Origin of the sequence: Sphingomonas canaveralia (assembly GCF_047238125.1) — a bacterium.
In the GTDB taxonomy this organism is placed as follows: Bacteria; Pseudomonadota; Alphaproteobacteria; order Sphingomonadales; family Sphingomonadaceae; genus JBDFMH01.
This window is the reverse complement of the sequence record NZ_JBDFMH010000001.1, coordinates 900511-920376: the sequence shown is the minus strand read 5'-3', so window position 1 is coordinate 920376 and position 19866 is coordinate 900511. Positions and strand designations below refer to the sequence as shown.

The 19866-nt window shown below is 65.1% G+C and carries 21 protein-coding genes; 13 read left to right on the top strand and 8 right to left on the bottom strand.

All coding sequences use genetic code 11. The annotated features are described in order from the left end of the window. Positions 1–7: 7 nt before the first annotated feature. The 3 genes from pdhA to eno all read right to left on the bottom strand — a co-directional run bounded on the left by pdhA (position 8) and on the right by eno (position 2837). Positions 8–1111 carry a pyruvate dehydrogenase (acetyl-transferring) E1 component subunit alpha gene (gene pdhA / locus ABC347_RS04375; protein ID WP_413244519.1) on the bottom strand — a complete coding sequence of 368 codons (1104 nt, stop codon included), beginning with the start codon at positions 1109–1111 and terminating at the stop codon, positions 8–10. 83 nt (positions 1112–1194) lie between these two features. Beyond that, positions 1195–1509: an FtsB family cell division protein gene (locus tag ABC347_RS04370; RefSeq protein ID WP_413244518.1), complete on the bottom strand. Its 315-nt coding sequence runs from the start codon at positions 1507–1509 to the stop codon at positions 1195–1197. Between the two features lie 50 nt (positions 1510–1559). After that, positions 1560–2837 (bottom strand): phosphopyruvate hydratase, encoded by a 1278-nt coding sequence (eno, locus tag ABC347_RS04365; protein ID WP_413244517.1) that lies wholly within the window; start codon positions 2835–2837, stop codon positions 1560–1562. Positions 2838–2982: 145 nt separating this feature from the next. Here eno and ABC347_RS04360 point away from each other — a divergent pair, with 145 nt between their 5' ends. The 6 genes from ABC347_RS04360 (at position 2983) to ABC347_RS04335 (ending at position 5893) form a co-directional block, all read left to right on the top strand. Beyond that, a complete protein-coding gene (locus tag ABC347_RS04360) occupies positions 2983–3561 on the top strand; it encodes a hypothetical protein (protein ID WP_413244516.1) in 579 nt (192 codons plus the stop codon). A gap of 4 nt (positions 3562–3565) precedes the next feature. Next, complete coding sequence (locus ABC347_RS04355) at positions 3566–3955, top strand: phage holin family protein (protein ID WP_413244515.1); 390 nt, start codon at positions 3566–3568, stop codon at positions 3953–3955. Next, entirely contained in the window at positions 3952–4350 is a 399-nt protein-coding gene (locus tag ABC347_RS04350) for a DUF3618 domain-containing protein (RefSeq protein ID WP_413244514.1), read from the top strand. Before ABC347_RS04355 ends, ABC347_RS04350 begins: the two co-directional genes overlap by 4 nt. A 2-nt stretch (positions 4351–4352) precedes the next feature. After that, a complete protein-coding gene (locus ABC347_RS04345) occupies positions 4353–4928 on the top strand; it encodes an ElaB/YgaM/YqjD family protein (RefSeq protein WP_413244513.1) in 576 nt (191 codons plus the stop codon). A gap of 84 nt (positions 4929–5012) precedes the next feature. Continuing rightward, a complete protein-coding gene (locus ABC347_RS04340) occupies positions 5013–5591 on the top strand; it encodes an MlaC/ttg2D family ABC transporter substrate-binding protein (protein ID WP_413244512.1) in 579 nt (192 codons plus the stop codon). A 77-nt stretch (positions 5592–5668) separates the two neighbouring features. Beyond that, positions 5669–5893: a DUF4170 domain-containing protein gene (locus ABC347_RS04335; protein ID WP_413244511.1), complete on the top strand. Its 225-nt coding sequence runs from the start codon at positions 5669–5671 to the stop codon at positions 5891–5893. A 4-nt stretch (positions 5894–5897) separates the two neighbouring features. Here ABC347_RS04335 and ABC347_RS04330 read toward each other — a convergent pair whose 3' ends face one another. From ABC347_RS04330 to carA, 5 genes are all read right to left on the bottom strand, one after another. After that, on the bottom strand, positions 5898–6533 hold the full coding sequence (locus tag ABC347_RS04330; RefSeq protein WP_413244510.1) for a rhomboid family intramembrane serine protease: 636 nt from the start codon (positions 6531–6533) through the stop codon (positions 5898–5900). Positions 6534–6588: 55 nt separating this feature from the next. Then, the gene (gene greA / locus ABC347_RS04325; protein ID WP_413244509.1) at positions 6589–7065 is read right to left on the bottom strand and encodes a transcription elongation factor GreA; all 477 of its coding nucleotides are present in this window, start codon (positions 7063–7065) and stop codon (positions 6589–6591) included. A gap of 82 nt (positions 7066–7147) precedes the next feature. Then, entirely contained in the window at positions 7148–10480 is a 3333-nt protein-coding gene (gene carB, locus ABC347_RS04320) for a carbamoyl-phosphate synthase large subunit (RefSeq protein WP_413244508.1), read from the bottom strand. Further along, positions 10480–10839, bottom strand: a complete 360-nt coding sequence (locus ABC347_RS04315) for a ribonuclease E inhibitor RraB (RefSeq protein WP_413244507.1) — start codon at positions 10837–10839, stop codon at positions 10480–10482. The genes carB and ABC347_RS04315 overlap by 1 nt, the downstream gene beginning before the upstream one ends. Then, positions 10836–12008 carry a glutamine-hydrolyzing carbamoyl-phosphate synthase small subunit gene (carA, locus tag ABC347_RS04310; protein WP_413244506.1) on the bottom strand — a complete coding sequence of 391 codons (1173 nt, stop codon included), beginning with the start codon at positions 12006–12008 and terminating at the stop codon, positions 10836–10838. Before carA ends, ABC347_RS04315 begins: the two co-directional genes overlap by 4 nt. A gap of 129 nt (positions 12009–12137) precedes the next feature. Between carA and ABC347_RS04305 the strand changes: the two genes are divergently transcribed. The 7 genes from ABC347_RS04305 to ABC347_RS04275 all read left to right on the top strand — a co-directional run bounded on the left by ABC347_RS04305 (position 12138) and on the right by ABC347_RS04275 (position 19841). Next, the gene (locus ABC347_RS04305; protein WP_413244505.1) at positions 12138–12590 is read left to right on the top strand and encodes a GatB/YqeY domain-containing protein; all 453 of its coding nucleotides are present in this window, start codon (positions 12138–12140) and stop codon (positions 12588–12590) included. 71 nt (positions 12591–12661) lie between these two features. Next, the gene (locus ABC347_RS04300; RefSeq protein WP_413244504.1) at positions 12662–13048 is read left to right on the top strand and encodes a GIY-YIG nuclease family protein; all 387 of its coding nucleotides are present in this window, start codon (positions 12662–12664) and stop codon (positions 13046–13048) included. Continuing rightward, positions 13045–14907 carry a DNA primase gene (gene dnaG, locus ABC347_RS04295; protein WP_413244503.1) on the top strand — a complete coding sequence of 621 codons (1863 nt, stop codon included), beginning with the start codon at positions 13045–13047 and terminating at the stop codon, positions 14905–14907. The genes ABC347_RS04300 and dnaG overlap by 4 nt, the downstream gene beginning before the upstream one ends. A gap of 16 nt (positions 14908–14923) precedes the next feature. Next, the gene (gene rpoD / locus ABC347_RS04290) at positions 14924–16960 is read left to right on the top strand and encodes an RNA polymerase sigma factor RpoD (RefSeq protein WP_413244502.1); all 2037 of its coding nucleotides are present in this window, start codon (positions 14924–14926) and stop codon (positions 16958–16960) included. Positions 16961–16970: 10 nt separating this feature from the next. Then, positions 16971–18131 (top strand): serine hydrolase domain-containing protein, encoded by a 1161-nt coding sequence (locus tag ABC347_RS04285; RefSeq protein ID WP_413244501.1) that lies wholly within the window; start codon positions 16971–16973, stop codon positions 18129–18131. A 133-nt stretch (positions 18132–18264) separates the two neighbouring features. Further along, positions 18265–18927, top strand: coding sequence for a DUF6975 family protein (locus ABC347_RS04280; protein WP_413244500.1), 663 nt, complete (start codon positions 18265–18267; stop codon positions 18925–18927). Between the two features lie 68 nt (positions 18928–18995). Next, positions 18996–19841 (top strand): AAA family ATPase, encoded by an 846-nt coding sequence (locus ABC347_RS04275; protein WP_413244499.1) that lies wholly within the window; start codon positions 18996–18998, stop codon positions 19839–19841. Positions 19842–19866 lie beyond the last annotated feature (25 nt).

Genomic DNA, 19866 nt, shown 5'->3' with positions numbered 1-19866 from the left:
CCGGCGATCAGGGGTAGCTGCCGACCAGTATGTCGGTGTGCAGTTCCGCCAGATCGGGCTCGGGGCTTTCCTCGGCGAAATCGGCGGACTCGGCGACGATCGCCTTGATCTCCTTCTCGATCGCCTTCAGCTCGTCTTCCTTCACGCCGAGCGCCTCGAGCTCCTTCTTCGCATGCTCGATCGGGTCGGACTTGTCGCGCACCGACTGGACTTCCTCGCGCGAGCGATATTTCGCCGGGTCGGACATCGAATGACCGCGATAGCGATAGGTCTTGAGTTCGAGCAGCACGGGTCCCTTGCCGGCACGCACCCACTTCACCGCTTCCTCGGCGGCACCGCGCACCGCCAGCACGTCCATTCCGTCGACCTGGATGCCGGGGATGCGGAAGCTTTCGCCGCGGCGATACAGCTGGTCTTCGGACGATGCGCGATTGACCGAGGTGCCCATCGCATATTGATTATTCTCGATCACGAAGATGATCGGCAGCTTCCACAGCTCGGCCATGTTGAACGATTCATAGACCTGGCCCTGGTTGGCAGCGCCATCGCCGAAATAGGCCATCGCGATGCCGCCATCGTTCGAATATTTGTGGCCGAAAGCCAGGCCGGTCCCCAGGCTCACCTGCGCGCCGACGATTCCGTGCCCGCCATAAAATTTATGCTCGGTCGAGAACATGTGCATCGACCCGCCCTTGCCCTTAGAGATGCCGGCGGCGCGCCCCGTGAGCTCGGCCATGATCACTTTGGGATCGATGCCATAAGCCAACATATGGCCATGGTCGCGATAGCCGGTGATCACCGAATCCTTGCCCACCTCGAGCGCGGACTGGAGCCCGACCGCCACGGCTTCCTGCCCAATATAGAGATGGCAGAAACCGCCGATCAGGCCGAGCCCGTACAGCTGGCCCGCCTTCTCCTCGAAACGACGGATCAGCAGCATCTGGCGGTAGAATTCGAGCAGCTCCGCCTTGGACGCTTCGTAACGCTGTGGTTCGGCCGGTCGCTCGCGGTTCGGGGTCGCGGGCGGTGCGGCGGGTTCGGCCGCGGCTCGCGGCGCGCGGCTGCGGGCGGGAGCGGGTTTCGCGGCGCGCGGCTGGGCTGCCTTTGCCAAGGGATCGGGCTCCTCGAGCTGGATTATCGTGCGGCAGTCTATAGGCCTGCGACGCGCGGCTCCGCAACCGCGCGGCACCGCGATCAGCGGCGGCGGACGATCACTTCGTCTTCGCGAACCTGATCAGTTCGGCGGCGAACGAGCTCGTCCGCCAGATCGGGATCGACCCCGCGCCGCGGATCCAGCAATGCGAGCCGGGCGTGCAGCTTCTGCTGGTCCGCCTGGACCTGCTGCAGCTCCACCGCGCGCTGTTCCTTCAGCCGGCGATAGTCGCCGAACGCCATCACGCCGTTCGGGCCGATCACCGCCGAGCCGACGAAATAGGCGAGCAGCAGCAGGCCGACCGCAGGAATCGCGGCAGAAACCAGCAGGCGACGGTTGAAACGGGTGCGCTTCATGGCCGCCACAGAATCAGGATGACGGCCGCGAAGCAAGCGGAAAATGCGGCTCACCGCTTCAACGCAGCGCGCCCGGGATATCGAGCGATCGCGCCCAGCTCCTCCTCGATCCGCAGCAACTGATTATACTTAGCCAGCCGATCCGAACGCGCCATCGACCCGGTCTTGATCTGACCGCAGTTGGTGGCGACCGCGAGGTCGGCGATCGTCGAGTCCTCGGTTTCGCCCGACCGGTGCGACATAACGGCGGTATAGCCCGCGCGCTGCGCGATCGAGACTGCCTCGAGCGTCTCGGATAGCGTGCCGATCTGGTTGACCTTGACCAGCAGCGAGTTGGCGAGCCCTTCGGCGATGCCATCCGACAGACGATGCGGATTGGTGACGAACAGATCGTCGCCGACCAGCTGCACGGTCTTGCCGATGCGATCGGTCAGTGCCTTCCAGCCGGCGCGATCGTCCTCGCCCATGCCGTCCTCGATCGACAGGATCGGGTAGCGGGCAGCCAGATCAGCGAGATAGGCGGCCATCTCGTCCGGCGAAAGTGTCCGGCCTTCGCCATCCAGATGATAGGCGCCGTCCCTGAAGAATTCGGTGGCCGCACAGTCCAGCGCCAGCACGACATCCTCGCCCGGACGATAGCCGGCCTGCTCGATCGATTTCATGATGAAGTCGAGCGCGTCGGGTGCGGATGCAAGGTTCGGGGCGAAGCCGCCCTCGTCACCGACCGCCGTGGCCAGACCCTTGTCGTGGAGCGCCTTCTTCAGCGTGTGGAAGATTTCGGCTCCGCAGCGCAGCGCTTCGGAGAAGCTCTCCGCGCCGACCGGCATGATCATGAATTCCTGGAAGTCGATCGGATTGTCGGCATGTGCGCCGCCGTTGATGATGTTCATCATCGGCACCGGCAGCACGTTCGCCGCAGTGCCGCCGACATAGCGATAGAGCGGCAAGCCGCGCGCTTCCGCCGCGGCCTTCGCCGTCGCCAGGCTGATGCCGAGGATCGCGTTGGCGCCCAGCCGCGACTTGTTCTCGGTCCCGTCCAGCTCGATCATCACGGCGTCGATCTCGGACTGGTCCTCGGCCTCCAGCCCTTCAAGCTCGACCGCCAATTCACCGTTCACCGCCTCGACGGCCTTCTCCACCCCCTTGCCGACCCAGCGTGCCTTATCGCCATCGCGAAGCTCGACTGCCTCATAGGCGCCGGTGGATGCGCCTGACGGCACTGCCGCGCGGCCGAAGCTGCCGTCCTCCAGCGTCACATCGACTTCGACCGTGGGATTGCCGCGGCTGTCGAGAATCTGGCGGGCATGGATATCGACGATCGCGGTCATTTCGGATACGAACCTTTCTCGCTGGACTGGTTTCGGCTCGCGCTCTATCGGCCATGATCTGGATAGGCAATTCTCCTGGCCGAGATGGAACAGGCGCGGGCCGGCGGATGTTGTTGCTCCGAACCAATTTCCACGGAGACAGAAGATGGCCAACAATGGCTTCCCCGAAGGCACCGACAGCATCATCACCGGTGCTGGCGTCGATGATACGACGAACCCGTCCTTCGACCAGACCGAGCCGTCCAGCCGGACCCAGGCCGCGAAGGACAAGATCGCCGAAAAAGCGACCGATCTGAAGGGCCAGGCTGCCGACAAGGCACGCACCTATGCGGTTCAGGGCAAGGACAAGGCGACCGATGCGCTCGACGGCGTATCACGCCTTGTCGAGGATGCGGCCGGCCAGATCGATGAAAAGGTGGGCGAGCAATATGGTGCCTATGCCCGTCAGGCCGCGCAGGCCATCTCCGGCCTTTCGACGACGCTGCGTAACAAGGATATCGACGATCTGGTCGCCGAAGCGCGCGACGCCGTCCGCAAAAGCCCCGCGCTTGCGATCGGGGCGGCCGCGGCGCTGGGCTTCGTCGTGGCGCGCGTGATCAAGGCAGGTGCCGATGCTGCGCAGGGCGTCGCCGACAAGTCGCTCGCCGACCTCGACACGCCACCCCACACATCGAATGCGCCGAAGACGACGGTGGGATCGACGACGGACGGCGTGGTCCTCTGACGTCATGACGGGGGCAAAACCGGACGATGATGCGCCGCTGGGCACGCTGTTCTCGCGCCTGCTCGAGAATGCTCAGCGGCTTCTGCGCGCCGAAATCGCAGTGCAGATCGCCGGTGTTCAACACAGGGTCGAAAGCGCCCGGGTGGGGATCGGTCTGCTGGCCGGCGCCTACTTGGTCGCGCAGGCTGCCGTCGTGATGTTGCTGGTCGGGCTTGTGATCGGCCTCGGCCGGTTCATCGGTCCGGTCGCAGCCGGTTTCTTGGTTGGCATTGCCGGGCTGGTGCTGGCCGGCATCATGGCCAAGATCGGCCTGAAGCAAGCCTTCCCGCCGAAGGCGCCCGTGGAGGTCGTCGAGGAGGCCCATGCCGCCGTCACCCAAGGCGGTCGACTATGAGCCGGGCGACTGCAAAACTGCGCGCGGCGCAGGTGGAGGCGGCAACGGCACGCGCTGGGATGGCGGAAGCGTTGGCAGCACTGCAAACCCGGCTCGATCCACGCAATATCGCCCGCTCGGCCATAGAGACGGTGCGAGAGCGCGGCGAGGAGTTTGCGGACGATGCTGTCGATCTGGTCCGGCGGCGACCTGTCGCCGCCGGCGCGGCGGCGGCGGCGGCGGTGGCACTGGTTGTCCAGAAGCCGCTTCGCCGCGGCTTCGCTGCAATGATCGACCGGCTGACGCGCAAAACGCCGGAGCCTCTCGCAACCCCTTCCGTGCTCGAAGGTTACAATGACGAAACGGGCGTGCGCGGACCCGATCCGCTGTTCGCTGCCCCCGAGAAGGAGATCTGATCATGACTGCAACGATCGACCAGACCGGCCAGGACAACGGCCACGCGCAGAGCAAGCTCGCTACCGTGCGCGATACCCTGTCTGAGAAGACCCACGTCGTTCGCGATACGCTGTCGGAGAAGACGACCGCCGCGCGCGACGCCGTTCACGACGGTTATGTCGTCGCGAAGGACAAGACGACGGAAACGTTGGAGACCGCTCGCGAGAAGGCCGAAGAAGCTTATCGTACCGCCCGCGAAAAGGCGAGCGACGCGGCACGTGCCACGGGGCAGACGATCGAGTCCAATCCGATCGCGGCTCTTGTCGGCGGCTTGGCATTGGGCGCGATCGCCGGTGCTCTGGTACCGCGTTCGGACAAGGAAAAGGAATTACTCGGCCCGATCGGCACGAAGCTTAACGGCGCGGTGCGCGAGGCGGCCGGCGCGGCGCGCGACGCAGGATTGGCTGCCTTGGACGAGCGTGGCCTGAACAAGGACGCAGCGAAAGACCAGGTCAACAAGTTGGTGGACATCGCCGCGAAGGCTGCGGGTTCCGCCGGTACTGCAGCAGCGGACGCGGTGCGCAAGCCCACCGTCTGACCGCTCAACATCCATTCATGTCCGAAAAGGCATGACCCCATAGAGACGGGCGCAGATTGCTGCGCCCGTCACGGAGTTTGAACGATGCGTTACATTTCCCTGATGGCCGCTGGTGCTGTGGCAGTGACCGCCACCGCCACGCCTTCCCTCGCTGTCGACAGCAGCGACCCCGCCCGGTTTGTCGATACTCTGTCAGACGAAGGCTTCGCGGCGCTGCGGTCCGGTAACAAGACTGCCGCGAAAGCACAGTTTCGCACGTTGCTCGCGCAGCATTTTGCTGTCGATGCGATCGGCGACCGATTGATCCGGCGCTGGTCCGGCAAGATCACGCCGGCCCAACGTGCTGCCTACAAGGCCGCTTTTCCGAACTTCATCATCGGCACCTATGCCGATCGCCTTTTCGATTACGCCCGTGCCGACCTGAAAGTCGTGCGCGCGATCCCGGCGCCGAACGGCGCCAAGGTATTGACGACCGTGACCAAGCCCGGAGCGCGGCCGGTGAACGCCGAGTGGACGCTCGACAAGGCTGGCCCGGCCTACAAGGTGTCCAACCTCACGGTAGCCGGCATAAACCTCAGCCTGACCCAGGCGGCCGATTTCGACGCCGTGATCCAGCGGCAGGGGTTCGACGCGCTGGTGGCGCTGATGCGCAAGCGCGGCTAGAGCGTCTGCTCGACAATGCGGGTATGATCGGCCGTCCGGCACCACCGGGCGGCCGATCGCTTTTCAGGGAAACGACGATGAGCAAGCTGCATCTGGTGTTCGGCGGACGCGTGAAGGATCCGCGCGGACTGGACTTCGAAGATCTCGAGAAGATCGATTTTGTTGGGGTGTTTCCCGATTTCGCGTCCGCCGAAAAGGCTTGGCGCGGTGCCGCACAGCGTACCGTGGACGATGCCGAGATGAAATATGTCGTGGTGCACCTGCACCGGCTGCTCGAGCCGAACCTGCCCGGCGCGGCCTGACCCGTCAGCTAAGGCCCCGCTGTCGCCAACGTAGCCGGAGCATCAGCGGCGTCAGCGCGACTCCGGCCAGGAATCCGCCGATATGTGCGGCGATCGCAATGCCGGTGCCGCCGCCTGAAAAGGCGATCCCGGTCAGCAATTGGATGCCGATCCAGGCGGCAACCACCCAAATCACAGCCAGCAGTCGCCCGACCTTGGGATTGGCATGGGCGACGGGGGTGGTGCCGTACATCATCACATAGGCGGCCAGCACCCCGGAGACTGCGCCCGATGCGCCGATCATTGGCGCAATATCACCGGGCGACGCGATGAATTGCCCGGCGGCGGCAGCATAGGCGGATATGACGTAGAGCAGCAGGAACTGGCGCGTGCCCAGCACAGCTTCTACCGCGCGGCCGGTGAAACCCAGCATCAGCATGTTCAGGCCGACATGCAGCAATCCCCCATGAAGCATCGTCGCAGTGAGCGGCGTGATCCACAAGGGCGCGGCCCAATCCAGCGCCAGGCCGGAGACACGCGCGGGAATGAACCCCGCTGCCGGCACGACGTGCACGCCGAGCAGCCCAAAGGACTGAGCGATCCAGCTGACGACCGTCGCAGCGATCAGCGCCGCAGTGGCGCGCGGGGGCGCAATTCTCATGGGAAGGAGATGGCCCTGCCCAGCCCTGCGCGCAATGGATGCGCGCAGCGCTGGATCAGATGAAGTCGATCTTGGAGATGACGTAATAACGGTCGCCGGACGGAACCGTGACCTCCACGTCCTCATCGACGCTCTTCCCGATCAGGGCGCGGCCGAGCGGCGAGTTATAGCTGATCTTGCCCGTCTTCGCATCCGCCTCGGTTTGGCCGACGATCTGATAAGTGACGGGCTTTTCGTCCTCGTCGAGCAAAGTCACGGTTGCGCCGAACACGACCTTGTCACCGGACAATGTCTTGGGATCGATAACCAGTGCGCGGCTCAGGCGATCCTCGATATCGCCGATCATGGCCTCGATCTGGCCCTGGCGCTCCTTGGCGGCGTGATACTCCGCATTCTCGGATAGGTCGCCGTGCGCGCGGGCTTCCTCGATCGCCTCGACAATCTGTGGGCGCTCCTGGCGCAACGCGGCCAGCTGCTCGGTCAGCATCCGCTGGCCGATCTCCAGCATCGGCAACTTCTCGACGGTCGCCATCGACCAAGCCCTTTCGTCAAAAAAACTGTCCCAGACGATCTTGTGCGAAGATCGCCCGCATGTCCCTCATCTATGTTTGGGGTCAGACCTGCGAACGACGATAATATGACTGGAGCGCGCGCACTTCAAGGGAGCGCCCACCCACGGCGGCAATCGCCTGCGCCGCGGCTACCGATGCGGCCGCCGTCGTGAAATAGGGAATTCGCCCGGCAACAGCCGATGCGCGGATCGACGCGGAGTCCTTGAGCGACTGCCAGCCCTCGGTCGTATTGAAGATCATCGCGATACCGCCGTCCTTGATCCGATCGACGATATGCGGCCGCCCCTGTGCCACCTTGTTGACCGTCTCGACCGGCAGGCCCTGGCTTTCGAGATAGCGGGCAGTGCCTGCGGTCGCGACGAACCGGAAGCCAAGCGCAATCATGTCGCGCACGGCGGGAAGGATCACAGGCTTGTCGCCGTCGCGCACTGAAACGAAGACCGTGCCCGATGACGGCAATATCGTACCCGCACCGATCTGCGCCTTGGCGAACGCAGTCGCGAAATCACCATCGATTCCCATGACTTCGCCGGTCGACTTCATCTCTGGCGAGAGCACGGGATCGACCCCGGGGAAGCGCGCCCATGGAAACACCGCTTCCTTGACCGCGACATGGTCGATCCGCCGATCGATCGCCGGCAGATCGGCGAGGCGCTCGCCCGCCATCACCCGAGCGGCAATCTTCGCCACAGGCTGGCCGATCGCCTTGGCGACGAACGGCACCGTGCGGCTCGCACGCGGATTGACCTCGATCAGATAGACATCGCCCGCCTGCACCGCGAACTGGATGTTCATCAATCCACGCACCTTCAGCGCATGGGCGAGCAGCACGGTCTGCCGCTCGATTTCCGCCACGATCTCGGCGGTCAGGCTGTGCGGCGGCAGCGAACAGGCGCTGTCGCCGGAATGGACGCCGGCTTCCTCGATATGCTGCATCACGCCAGCAACCACGACGTCAGTGCCGTCGCAAATCGCATCGACATCGACTTCGATCGCATCGCGCAGATATTGATCGATCAGCACCGGGGAATCGCCCGATACCTGCACCGCCGTCTGGATATAGTCGTCAAGCTGGGCCGGGCCGTCCACGATCTCCATCGCGCGGCCGCCCAGCACATAGCTGGGGCGCATCAGCACCGGGTAACCGATCCGATCCGCCACCGCGATCGCCTCGTCGCGGCTGCGCGCGATGCCGTTGGCGGGCTGGCGCAATTTGAGCGAAGAGACCAGATCGGCGAACCGTTCGCGATCCTCGGCCAGATCGATCGCGTCCGGGCTCGTGCCAAGGATCGGAATACCGGCATCCGCCAGTTCCTGCGCCAGTTTCAGGGGGGTTTGCCCGCCGAACTGCACGATCACGCCGTGCAGCGTGCCGTTCTGCTGCTCGACATGCAGGATTTCGAGTACGTCCTCCACCGTCAGCGGCTCGAAATAGAGCCGGTCGGACGTGTCATAATCCGTGCTCACCGTCTCGGGATTGCAGTTGACCATGATGGTCTCGAAGCCGGCGTCGGCCAGCGCGAAGCAGGCATGGCAGCAGCAATAATCGAACTCGATCCCCTGCCCGATCCGGTTCGGCCCACCCCCCAGGATGACAACCTTCTTCCGGTCGCTGGGCAGGCTCTCGCACTCGGGCTCGCCAAAGGCCGGTGCCTCATAGGTGGAATACATGTAGGGCGTCTTCGCCTCGAACTCGGCGGCGCAGGTGTCGATCCGCTTGAACACGGGCCGCACGCCCAGCTTGTGCCGCAGGCTGCGCACCTCTGCTTCGGTAACGCCTCCGGTCATCGCCGCGATCGCATCGTGGATGATGCCCGACCCGCGTGCCTGGGCCCGATCCATGCCCCGCAAGTTGGCGGATTGCAGCGCGAGATGGGCAAGGCGACGATCGCTGAACCCCATCGCCTTCAGGCGGCGCAGCCCGGCCGCGTCGCGCGGCAACCCCTCGCTGGCGACCCGCTGTTCGGCGTGGACGATTTCAGCCAATCGCTCAAGGAACCAAGGGTCGTAGCGCGCGATGCGATGGATGTCGTCGACGCTGAAACCTTCGCGCAGCGCCTGTGCTGCGATCAGCAGCCGATCCGGCGTCGCCCGTGACAGCGCCGCCTCGATCGCATCGCGCGATGCGCCCTCCAGATGGGCGACGCTGTTGAGACCGGAAAGACCGGTCTCGAGCCCGCGCAGCGCCTTTTGCAAACTCTCGTGGATGTTGCGGCCGATCGCCATGACTTCGCCGACGCTCTTCATCGCGGTCGACAGGTTGTTTTCGGCACCCTTGAACTTCTCGAACGCGAAGCGCGGGATCTTGGTCACGACATAGTCGATTGTCGGTTCGAAGCTGGCCGGCGTCGCGCCGGTGATGTCGTTGTCGATCTCGTCCAGCGTGTAGCCGACCGCCAGTTTGGCCGCCACCTTGGCGATGGGGAAGCCGGTCGCCTTGGAAGCCAGCGCCGACGAGCGCGAGACACGAGGATTCATTTCGATCACGACCAGCCGACCGTCCTTCGGATTGACCGCGAACTGGACGTTGGAACCGCCTGTTTCGACACCGATTTCGCGCAGCACCGCAATGCTGGCGTTGCGCATGATCTGATATTCCTTGTCGGTGAGCGTCAATGCCGGGGCGACCGTGATCGAATCCCCGGTATGGACGCCCATCGGATCGACATTCTCGATCGAGCACACGATGATGCAGTTGTCATGGCGGTCGCGTACGACCTCCATCTCATATTCCTTCCAACCGAGGACCGATTCCTCGACCAGCACCTCGGTCGTCGGCGACAGGTCCAGGCCCGACGTAACGATCGCAACGAATTCCTCGCGGTTATAGGCGATGCCGCCGCCCTGCCCGCCCATGGTGAAACTTGGTCGGATGATCGACGGCAGCCCGACATGATCGAGCGCTGCCAGCGCCTCGCTCACGCTGTGAGCGATCGCCGAACGCGGGCTTTCCAGGCCGATCCGGTCCATCGCCTCGCGAAATTTCTGGCGATCCTCCGCCTTGTCGATCGCGGTGGCGTCGGCGCCGATCATCTGGACGCCATATTTCGCCAGCGTGCCATCGTTGAACAGCGCCAGCGCGGTGTTGAGCGCGGTTTGCCCCCCCATCGTGGGCAGCACCGCATCGGGCCGCTCCTTATCGATGATCTTCGCCACGATCTCGGGCGTGATCGGCTCGACATAGGTGGCGTCGGCCAGATCGGGATCGGTCATGATCGTGGCCGGATTCGAATTGACGAGGATGATCCGATAGCCTTCCTCGCGCAGGGCCTTGCAGGCTTGGGTGCCGGAATAGTCGAATTCGCAGGCTTGGCCGATCACGATCGGCCCCGCGCCAATGATCAGGATCGAGGAGATGTCGGTGCGCTTGGGCATCAGTGCGTGGATCCGGTTTCAGCGGTGCAACCCCAGCCATCATATTCGACGCCGTATTCAGCTTCGATCTCGAGACAGGTGGTGGTCAGCGCCTTGATGGAGGCGGCATCGGCGGCCTGTTCGCGCTCGAGGAACAGGGTGAGCGTGCCATCATCGTCGGTTTCGCGATCGACGACCTCGAACCCGAGCGCTTCGGCCGCATCCTCCAGCCGGTCCAGCGCCTCGACGGAGCCGCGGAAGCTGACGTCGACGGGACGAACCAGTTCGGCGCGGTCGCCATTCTCGGCCAGGCTTTTCAGCACTTCCTGGTCCGCCGCCCATTCCTCTTCCATCCGTGCCGGATCGATCTTGGCACTCATGCGCGTTCCTTCAGCTGAGCCACGAACTGATCGAACAGATAGTGGCTATCCTGCGGGCCGGGGCTGGCTTCGGGATGATACTGGACCGAAAAGGCCTTGCCGCTGGCAAGCTTCAACCCGGCGAGCGATCCATCGAACAGCGAGACATGGGTGGCCTCGGCGTCGGCGGGCAGGCTGTCGGCATCGACCGCGAAGCCATGGTTCATGCTGGTGATCTCGACGCGTCCGTCGGCAGTGCGCTTGACGGGATGGTTGGCGCCCCGGTGGCCCTGATGCATCTTGAACGTCTTCGCACCGATCGCCAGGCCAAGCAGCTGGTGGCCCAGACAGATCCCGAAGATCGGCTTGCCCGCTGTCAGCAGGTCGCGGATCACCGGCACCGCATAGGCGCCGGTCGCGGCCGGATCACCCGGGCCGTTGGAGAGGAAGACGCCGTCGGGCTGGTGCGCCATGACATCATCGAAGGTCGCGGTGGCGGGCACCACCGTCACGCGCGCCCCGGCCGCCACCAGGTTGCGCAGGATGTTGCGCTTCAGGCCATAGTCGATCGCGACCACATGTGGTCCATCCGGATTGGCGGCGTGGGCGGCATAGCCTTCGCCCAGGGTCCACAGCCCGTCATCCCATTTGTAGCTCTGGGTGGCGGAGACCTGCTTGGCGAGATCCATGCCCTCCAGCCCCGGCCAGCTGCGCGCCTGATCGAGCAGCGCGGGCACGTCGAAACGGCCGTCGGGCGCATGCGCGATCACGCCGTTGGGCGCGCCCTTCACACGGATCGCACGGGTCAGTGCGCGCGTGTCGATACCCGAGAGCCCGATCCGGCCATTATTGCGCAGCCAGCCATCGAAGCGCTGGGCGGAGCGGAAGTTGGAAGGATTGGTGACGTCTTCGCGCACAATGCAGCCCAGCGCATGGGGGTTCAGCGCCTCCACATCCTCGGGATTGGCACCGACATTGCCGATGTGCGGGAACGTGAAGTTGACGATCTGGCCCGCATAGGACGGGTCGGTCATCACTTCCTGATAACCGGTCATCGCGGTGTTGAAGCAGACCTCGCCGACCGCGGCTCCTTCCGCGCCGAAGCCCCGGCCCCACAGGATCGCGCCATCGGCGAGCACCAACGCCCCGGTCGCTCCTTCGGGTGGACGCGCGGGTTCGGTCTCGGCCAAGGCTGGCGCTCCTGTTGTCGGCGGGCGGGTAAACGGCGGGGTGACTAGGAGGGTGCGGCGGCAGGGTCAACGTCTATCAAATCGCAGCGCGACCCGCTATCGTTCCGCCTTTACCGCCAGAGGCATTCCATGATCCGAGACGAAATCAAGGCGGCGCAGATCGCCGCCATGAAGGCACGCGACACCGCGACCGTGGCCGCGACGCGGCTGATCCAGTCCGCCATCAAGAATCGCGACATCGAGCTGCGCACTGCCACTACCCAGCCCGACGACGACCTGCTGGTAACGGAAGTGCTGCAGAAGATGATCAAGCAGCGCCGCGAATCGATCGAGATGTTCCGCAAGGGCGGCCGCGAAGAGCTGGCCGCAGCCGAGGAGGCCGAAGTCGCCGTGATCGAGCGCTTCCTGCCGACGCAGATGAGCGAGGACGAGGCGAAGGCTGCGATCGACGCAATCGCTACCGAACTGAGCGCGACATCGATCAAGGACATGGGCCGCGTGATGGCCGCGGTGAAGGAACGGCACGCCGGCACGATGGATATGGCGAAGGCCAGCGGCCTGGTAAAAGCGCGGCTGGGCTGAGCGTCGCCTACGCCGCCATCTTCTCCGTTCGTCCCGAGCGAAGTCGAGGGACGCCAGACCGAGGATCGTTGATGGCGTTCTCCGCTTACATTCTCCGCTGTGCCGATGGCCGCTACTATACCGGCCACACGGATGACGTGGATCGGCGCTTCGGCCAACATCAGGCTGGCGGCTATTGCGACTTCACCTCACGGCGACGCCCGGTCGAACCCGTCTGGCGTGAGGTGTTCCAGACCCGTGAGCAAGCGCTGGCCGCAGAAGCGCGCGTGAAGGGATGGTCGCGCGCCAAGAAGGAAGCTTTGATCCGCGGAGATTGGGCGGCCGTTTCCTTCTTTGCCCGGCCGCCGCATGAACGTCCCTCGACTTCGCTCGGGACGAACGGAGAGGGTGGTGACAGCCAACCTGGATCGTCCACCCCCGCCCCCTCCCGCACGCAGGAGGGCCGACGAAGCGCATGACCCTCTCCCCGCAATTCCTGGACGAGCTGCGGATGCGGACGTCGCTGTCTGCGCTTGTCGGCAAGTCGGTGAAGCTGCAGAAGGCCGGGCGCGAGATGAAGGGGTGCTGCCCCTTTCATGACGAGAAGACGCCGAGCTTCTACGTCAATGACGACAAGGCCTTCTACCATTGCTTCGGCTGCGGCGCGCACGGCGATGCGATCCGGTTCCTGACCGAGGCGCGCGGCCTGCCCTTCATTGATGCGGTGAAGGAACTGGCGGCAGCGGCGGGGCTCGAGATGCCGGCAGCCGATCCGCGCGCGGCACAGACGGCCGAACAGCTGTCCGGGCTTCATGACGTGATGGCGGCAGCCGAGCGCTGGTTTGGCGAGCAACTGACCGGCGTCGATGGCGGCGCGGCGCGCGCCTATCTCGATCGTCGCGGGATCGGCGAGAGCGAACGGCGCGCGTTCGGGCTTGGCTTCGCACCCGATTCGCGCGGGCGGCTGAAGGCGGCGCTGGCGAAGGCTGGCAATGATCGGCTGGTCGAAGCCGGCCTGCTGATCGCGGTCGACGACAAGGTGCCCTATGATCGGTTTCGCGGCCGGCTGATGATCCCCATTCGCGATCCGCGCGGCCGCACCATCGGGTTCGGCGGGCGGATCATCGGCGATGGCGAACCAAAATATCTGAACTCACCCGAAACCCCGCTCTTCGACAAGGGGCGGACGCTCTACAATCTCGATCGCGCCGCCGCGGCTGCACGCAAGGCCGGCCGACTGATCGTGGTCGAAGGCTATCTCGACGTGATCGCGCTGGCGCGCGCCGGCATCGACGAGGCCGTCGCACCGCTCGGCACCGCGCTGACCGAGGCGCAGCTTGAGCGGCTGTGGCGAATCGTCGACGTGCCGATCCTCTGCCTGGATGGCGACACTGCCGGGCAGAAGGCCGCGATCCGCGCCGCTCAACGAGCGCTGCCGCTGCTGGCCCCGGCTCGCTCACTGGCATTCGCCACGCTGCCGACGGGTCAGGATCCCGATGATTTGGTGCGCGGTGGTGGCCGATCCGCGGTAGAGGCCCTGCTGGCATCGCCCGAGCCGCTGGCGGACCGGTTGTGGAATCACGAGCAGTCGGCACTCCCGCTCTCCACCCCGGAGGCGCGCGCCGGCCTGCGCAGGCGCCTGGGCGAGGCGATCGACGCGATTGCCGACCGCGATGTGCGCGATCAGTACAGGCTGGAATATCGCAGCCGCTTCGATGCACTATTCGGCACCGTTGCCCCTGCCCCGCCCCGCCGGCGCGAGTGGACCGAGCGGCGCGGGCCTGGCGGCTGGCGAGGCGCACCACCGCCCCGTCCGCTCAGCGATGCCGCCCGCGCCATCCGGGGCGCCGGCACCGCGCCTGCGCTGGCACGCGCGGTGCTGGCCGGGCTGATCCGCTTTCCCGATCTGATCGCCGCCGAAGCCGAGGCCATCGACCGGCTGGTGATCCCCGATCGGGCGCTGGCGCGTGCCCGCGACCTGATTGTCGATCGGGGGCTGGCAGACGCGCTACCCGATCTTGAAAGCGCCGATTCGCGAGCCATATGGGAGGCTGCCGGCCTTGCCGGTGCGGGGGAAGGGCCGCGCCGGACGAACGGTCTTGCCTTTTCCTTCCTTCGCAGCAATGCCGACCCGGAACGTCAGCGGCGAGACCTCGTGGCGGTGATCGACACGCTTGCCGCCCGGCCAGAGCTTGAGGCGGCACTGGCTGGCGCGACGGAGCGGCTGATGGCGGAACCGGACGACGCCGGCTTCGCTGAACAATCCCGCCTTCGGGCGGCGCTGGCCGAAGCGGATCGGGCACTGGCCGCGCTGGTGGGCGACGGCGCGGACATTTGAGGACCAAGGGTAGCAGATGGCGAAGACGAACGGCAGCGACGCAGGCGACAAGAGCGAAGGCAGCGATGCACCGCTGATCGACCTGAACGAAGCCTCGCTGAAGAAGCTGATCGCCCGCGCCAAGAAGCGCGGCTACATCACGTATGATCAGCTCAACGAAGCGCTGCCGCAGGACGTGATGTCGTCCGACCAGATCGAGGACATCCAGACCGCGCTGTCCGAGATGGGTATCAACATCGTCGAGAATGACGAGGCCGGCGAGGAAGGCGAAGCACAGGACGACGACTCGCCCGAGGAGGTCGTCGGCGTCGACGAGGGCGAGCCCTCGCCCGTCATGCAGGCGACCGCGAAGAAGGAGACGGTCGATCGCACCGATGATCCCGTCCGCATGTACCTGCGCGAGATGGGCGCGGTTGAGCTGCTCAGCCGTGAGGGCGAGATCGCGATCGCCAAGCGGATCGAAGCTGGCCGCGACACGATGATCCTGGGCCTCTGCGAAAGCCCGATCACCTTCAACGCGATCATCGAATGGTCGACCGCGCTGAACGAAGGCACAATGCAGCTTCGCGAAATCCTCGATCTCGACGCCATGCTTTCCAAGGGGCCGACCGCCGAGCAGGTCGAGGGCGCCGAAGACGATGACAGCGCCGAGATCTCGGAGAAGAGCGCCGGTCCGTCCTTCAAGGAAGAGGAAGAGCCGGAGGAAGTGTCCGCCGTCGACGAGGACGAGGAGTCCCTGACCGAGCGGCGCGCGCCGCGCCCGAGCGACGACGAGGAAGAGGATAATACCCTCAGCCTCGCGCAGATGGAGGAGACGCTCAAGCCGCAGGCGCTGGAAAAGTTCGCCACCATCACGAGCCTCTACAAGAAGTTCGCCAAGGTGCAGGCGGCGCGGCTGACCGCGCTTGGCCAGGCGGACGATTTCGCGGCCGGCGACGAGCGTAAATATCAGCGGCTGCGCGAGGAACTGACCGCCGAAGTCGAGAGCGTGCAGTTCCACGGCCAGAAGATCGAGTATCTGGTCGACCAGCTCTACAGCTTCAACCGGCGCCTGACCGCGCTGGGCGGACAGATGCTGCGTCTGGCCGAGCGCCACAAGGTGCCGCGCAAGGCTTTCCTCGATCTCTACGTCGATCATGAGCTTGAGGAAGGCTGGCTCGAACGCGTCGGCAAGATCGACAAGAAGTGGACCGCGTTCGCGAACGCGGAGGCCGATGCAGTCGATCGCATCCGCACGGAGATCGGCGAGATCAGCCAGGCGACCGGCATGGCGCTGGGCGAGTTCCGTCGCATCGTCAATATGGTGCAGAAGGGCGAGCGCGAGGCCCGCATCGCCAAGAAGGAGATGGTCGAGGCGAACCTGCGTCTCGTGATCTCGATCGCGAAGAAGTACACGAACCGCGGCCTGCAGTTCCTGGACCTGATCCAGGAAGGCAATATCGGCCTGATGAAGGCGGTCGATAAGTTCGAGTATCGCCGCGGCTACAAGTTCAGCACCTATGCCACCTGGTGGATCCGGCAGGCGATCACGCGTTCGATCGCGGATCAGGCGCGCACCATCCGCATCCCGGTGCACATGATCGAGACGATCAACAAGCTGGTCCGCACCAGCCGCCAGATCCTGCACGAGATCGGCCGCGAGCCGACCCCGGAGGAACTGGCCGAGCGGCTGTCGATGCCGCTCGAGAAGGTTCGCAAGGTGATGAAGATCGCCAAGGAGCCGATCAGCCTCGAGACGCCGATCGGCGACGAGGAGGATTCGCACCTCGGCGACTTTATCGAGGACAAGAATGCGGTGATCCCGGTCGACGCCGCGATCCAGGCGAACCTGAAGGAGACGGTCACGCGCGTGCTCGCCTCGCTCACCCCGCGTGAAGAGCGTGTGCTGCGGATGCGGTTCGGCATCGGCATGAATACCGATCATACGCTTGAGGAAGTCGGCCAGCAGTTTAGCGTGACGCGCGAGCGCATCCGCCAGATCGAGGCGAAAGCGCTGCGCAAGCTGAAGCACCCCAGCCGCAGCCGCAAGATGCGGAGCTTCCTGGACCAATAGGGGACGACCGATGATGACACGGCATGGGCTGGTTCGAGGCTGCGCGCTTCTCCTGGCCCTGCCGTTGAGCATCGCCGCATCGGCCCAGCCGACCAGAGCGCCGTGCACTCCGGGCGCAGTGGCGGCGATCGCGCAGGACGTCATAGCGAAAGCGACGGCCGGCAAGTCCGAACCGGGCGTCACCCTGGCCATATCGGTACCCTTGCGCTGGCGCACACCGGTTGCGGTGGCGAGCGGCTTTTCCGATTATGAGCGACGGACGCCGATGCGGCCCGATGCGCGCATGCTTGCCGGTAGCGTCGGCAAGACATTCTTCGGCGCGGCCGCCTTCAAGCTCGCCCAAGATGGCAGGCTCGATCTCGATCGCCCGATCGGCCGCATCCTGACGGGCATCGATATCCCCGGTGGCGATGTGGTGACGACGCGCATGCTGCTGTCTCACACGAGCGGCTACGGCGAATATGATGGCCCCTTCATGGATGGGCTGATCGCCGATCCGCTGCGTACCCGCATCCTTGACGACTGGGTCGGTCCGCTGCGTCGTAACGCGCCGGGGAAGCCTGGCGTTTTCCGCTACAGCGACATCAATTATGTGCTGGTGGCCGAGATCATTTCCAAAACTGCGGGCGAGCCCTGGCAGGCCTATATCGAGCGCTCCCTGCTGCGTCCGTTCGGTCTGCGCGACACCGTCGCTGCGCTGACGCCGGCGCCAGCGCGCCTGACTGCTGGTTATGCGGGGGCGCGCAGCCTGTTCGGCCGCGATGCCATGATGGGGGGCGGACGCCTGATCTATAATCCGCAGTTCGAAAGCGGCGGCGGCGGCTTTGTCTCCACCGCGCCCGATCTCGCTCGCTGGATCGTCCGCCTGGGCACCGGCAATGTCCACGGCGAGCGCGACTGGCGTCTGGCAACGACCCCCGTGAAGCCCGCGGATGACAAGGGCGACACATATGGAATGGGCATCCATATCCAGCGCACGCCGGCCGGCACCGCCTATGGACATAGCGGCTACATCCCCGGCTACATAAGCTGGGTGCGCTATTATGAGCGGCCGGCAATCGGCATCGCGATGCAGACGAATACCAGCGACGATGCCCGGCTGCCCTGGGACGGCTATGACCTGATGGATGAAATCGTCGGCAAGATGGAAAAAGTCTGCCCGTCGGCCTGACCGGCTTACGTTTGCCGGGCGGCAACAGATTGCCGGAAGCCTAATGCCGCCTTCACCGCACTTTTACGTGCTTCGGTATAGAAGCGCGTTCACACCGGTCGTGCGCCAGCGCGCGGCCAATGCGGAGAGTGCAATGCGTATCAGCCCTGTCGACCTTGCCGGATCGGACATTGCCGACCGTCTCGCCACGTCGGCTTCGACCGATGGCAGCGCGGCGCATCCGGCGCCCGCGGCGCTCCTGACCCGGAAGTCGACGACGCGCGACCTCGCGGACGCCACCCATTTTCTCTGCATGCTTCACGGCCGCCATCCTGGATTGGCCGAACTGGCGCTGGAGCGGGCCGCGCTCTCGCCGGCGGGGGACTGGCTGAAGCGCACGAGCGCCGGTTTCGCGGCCGAGCGGCTGTACATCACGAAGCTCGTGGTCGCGGTCGGGCCGTTGCCCAGCACGCTGCGCCAGACCGAATGCGAGGCGGCGGTCATCGGCCAGCATCACGCGCTGAGCATGCTCGCCCGATCTGACCGGATGGGCACCGCGCTGGGAGCGGCCTTCGCGCTGGCGCTGGATTGGGTGGCGGTGCGGGCGGTGCTGGATGCGGCTGCCCGGCGCTGCGGCGTCGCGGTCGAACCAACCCTGATACCGGACGCCATCGCGACCCACGCCGCGATCACCGCGGCGGCGGGCGATCCGGCGGTGGCGCGCGCGATCGGCTTCGGCGCGAGCCAGTTGTTCGTGCAGCATCGCGGGTTGTGGGATCTGCTGGAAAGCCGGCAGGCCGCACGCATCGACCAGTGATCCGCGGCTTGCACGCAGCGGATGCTTGTGCCTAACGCTCGGTTGCAACCGGCAACCGAGGGCAAGGCATGCGTTTCCAGGGCACCAGCGATTATGTCGCCACCGATGATCTGAAGGTGGCCGTCAATGCTGCGGTCACACTGCGGCGGCCCTTGCTGGTGAAGGGTGAGCCCGGCACCGGCAAGACGGTGCTGGCCGAGCAGATCGCGAAGGCAGCCAACGCGCCACTGATCGCCTGGCACGTCAAATCCACTACCAAGGCGCAGCAGGGCCTTTACGAATATGATGCGGTGGCGCGGCTTCGCGATGGCCAGCTCGGCGATCCGCGCGTGCATGATATCGCCAACTATATCCGTCGCGGCAAGCTGTGGGAGGCGTTCACATCCCCCACCCTGCCCGTGCTGCTGATCGACGAGATCGACAAGGCGGACATCGAGTTTCCGAACGATCTGCTCCAGGAGCTCGATCGCATGGCGTTCGACGTCTATGAGACCAAGGAGACGATCGCGGCCCGCGAACGGCCGATCGTCGTGATCACGTCGAACAACGAGAAGGATCTGCCCGACGCTTTCCTGCGCCGCTGCTTCTTCCACTATATCAAATTCCCCGATCGCGAGACGATGCAGGCGATCATCGACGTCCATTTCCCCGGTATCCAGAAATCGCTTGTGAGCCGCGCAATGGACATCTTCTACGAGGTCCGCGAGGTGCCGGGCCTGAAGAAGAAGCCTTCGACCAGCGAACTGATCGATTGGCTGAAGCTGTTGCTGGCGGAGGATATGCCGCTCGAAGTGCTGCAGTCCAAGGAAGCTCGCAAGGCAATCCCGCCACTGCACGGTGCGCTGTTGAAGAACGAGCAGGATGTGATGCTGTTCGAGCGGCTGGCCTTCATGGCACGACGCCAGGGCAGCTGAAACACGCTGGGATCGCGACCCGTGC

Bases quoted from the DNA above. Each gene is read 5' to 3' on its own strand.
- ABC347_RS04370 (WP_413244518.1), bottom strand. From the start codon at position 1,509: ATGAAGCGCACCCGTTTCAACCGTCGCCTGCTGGTTTCTGCCGCGATT.
- eno (WP_413244517.1), bottom strand. From the start codon at position 2,837: ATGACCGCGATCGTCGATATCCATGCCCGCCAGATTCTCGACAGCCGC.
- ABC347_RS04360 (WP_413244516.1), top strand. From the start codon at position 2,983: ATGGCCAACAATGGCTTCCCCGAAGGCACCGACAGCATCATCACCGGT.
- ABC347_RS04355 (WP_413244515.1), top strand. From the start codon at position 3,566: ATGACGGGGGCAAAACCGGACGATGATGCGCCGCTGGGCACGCTGTTC.
- ABC347_RS04350 (WP_413244514.1), top strand. From the start codon at position 3,952: ATGAGCCGGGCGACTGCAAAACTGCGCGCGGCGCAGGTGGAGGCGGCA.
- ABC347_RS04345 (WP_413244513.1), top strand. From the start codon at position 4,353: ATGACTGCAACGATCGACCAGACCGGCCAGGACAACGGCCACGCGCAG.
- ABC347_RS04340 (WP_413244512.1), top strand. From the start codon at position 5,013: ATGCGTTACATTTCCCTGATGGCCGCTGGTGCTGTGGCAGTGACCGCC.
- ABC347_RS04335 (WP_413244511.1), top strand. From the start codon at position 5,669: ATGAGCAAGCTGCATCTGGTGTTCGGCGGACGCGTGAAGGATCCGCGC.
- ABC347_RS04330 (WP_413244510.1), bottom strand. From the start codon at position 6,533: ATGAGAATTGCGCCCCCGCGCGCCACTGCGGCGCTGATCGCTGCGACG.
- greA (WP_413244509.1), bottom strand. From the start codon at position 7,065: ATGGCGACCGTCGAGAAGTTGCCGATGCTGGAGATCGGCCAGCGGATG.
- carB (WP_413244508.1), bottom strand. From the start codon at position 10,480: ATGCCCAAGCGCACCGACATCTCCTCGATCCTGATCATTGGCGCGGGG.
- ABC347_RS04315 (WP_413244507.1), bottom strand. From the start codon at position 10,839: ATGAGTGCCAAGATCGATCCGGCACGGATGGAAGAGGAATGGGCGGCG.
- ABC347_RS04305 (WP_413244505.1), top strand. From the start codon at position 12,138: ATGATCCGAGACGAAATCAAGGCGGCGCAGATCGCCGCCATGAAGGCA.
- ABC347_RS04300 (WP_413244504.1), top strand. From the start codon at position 12,662: ATGGCGTTCTCCGCTTACATTCTCCGCTGTGCCGATGGCCGCTACTAT.
- dnaG (WP_413244503.1), top strand. From the start codon at position 13,045: ATGACCCTCTCCCCGCAATTCCTGGACGAGCTGCGGATGCGGACGTCG.
- rpoD (WP_413244502.1), top strand. From the start codon at position 14,924: ATGGCGAAGACGAACGGCAGCGACGCAGGCGACAAGAGCGAAGGCAGC.
- ABC347_RS04285 (WP_413244501.1), top strand. From the start codon at position 16,971: ATGATGACACGGCATGGGCTGGTTCGAGGCTGCGCGCTTCTCCTGGCC.
- ABC347_RS04280 (WP_413244500.1), top strand. From the start codon at position 18,265: ATGCGTATCAGCCCTGTCGACCTTGCCGGATCGGACATTGCCGACCGT.
- ABC347_RS04275 (WP_413244499.1), top strand. From the start codon at position 18,996: ATGCGTTTCCAGGGCACCAGCGATTATGTCGCCACCGATGATCTGAAG.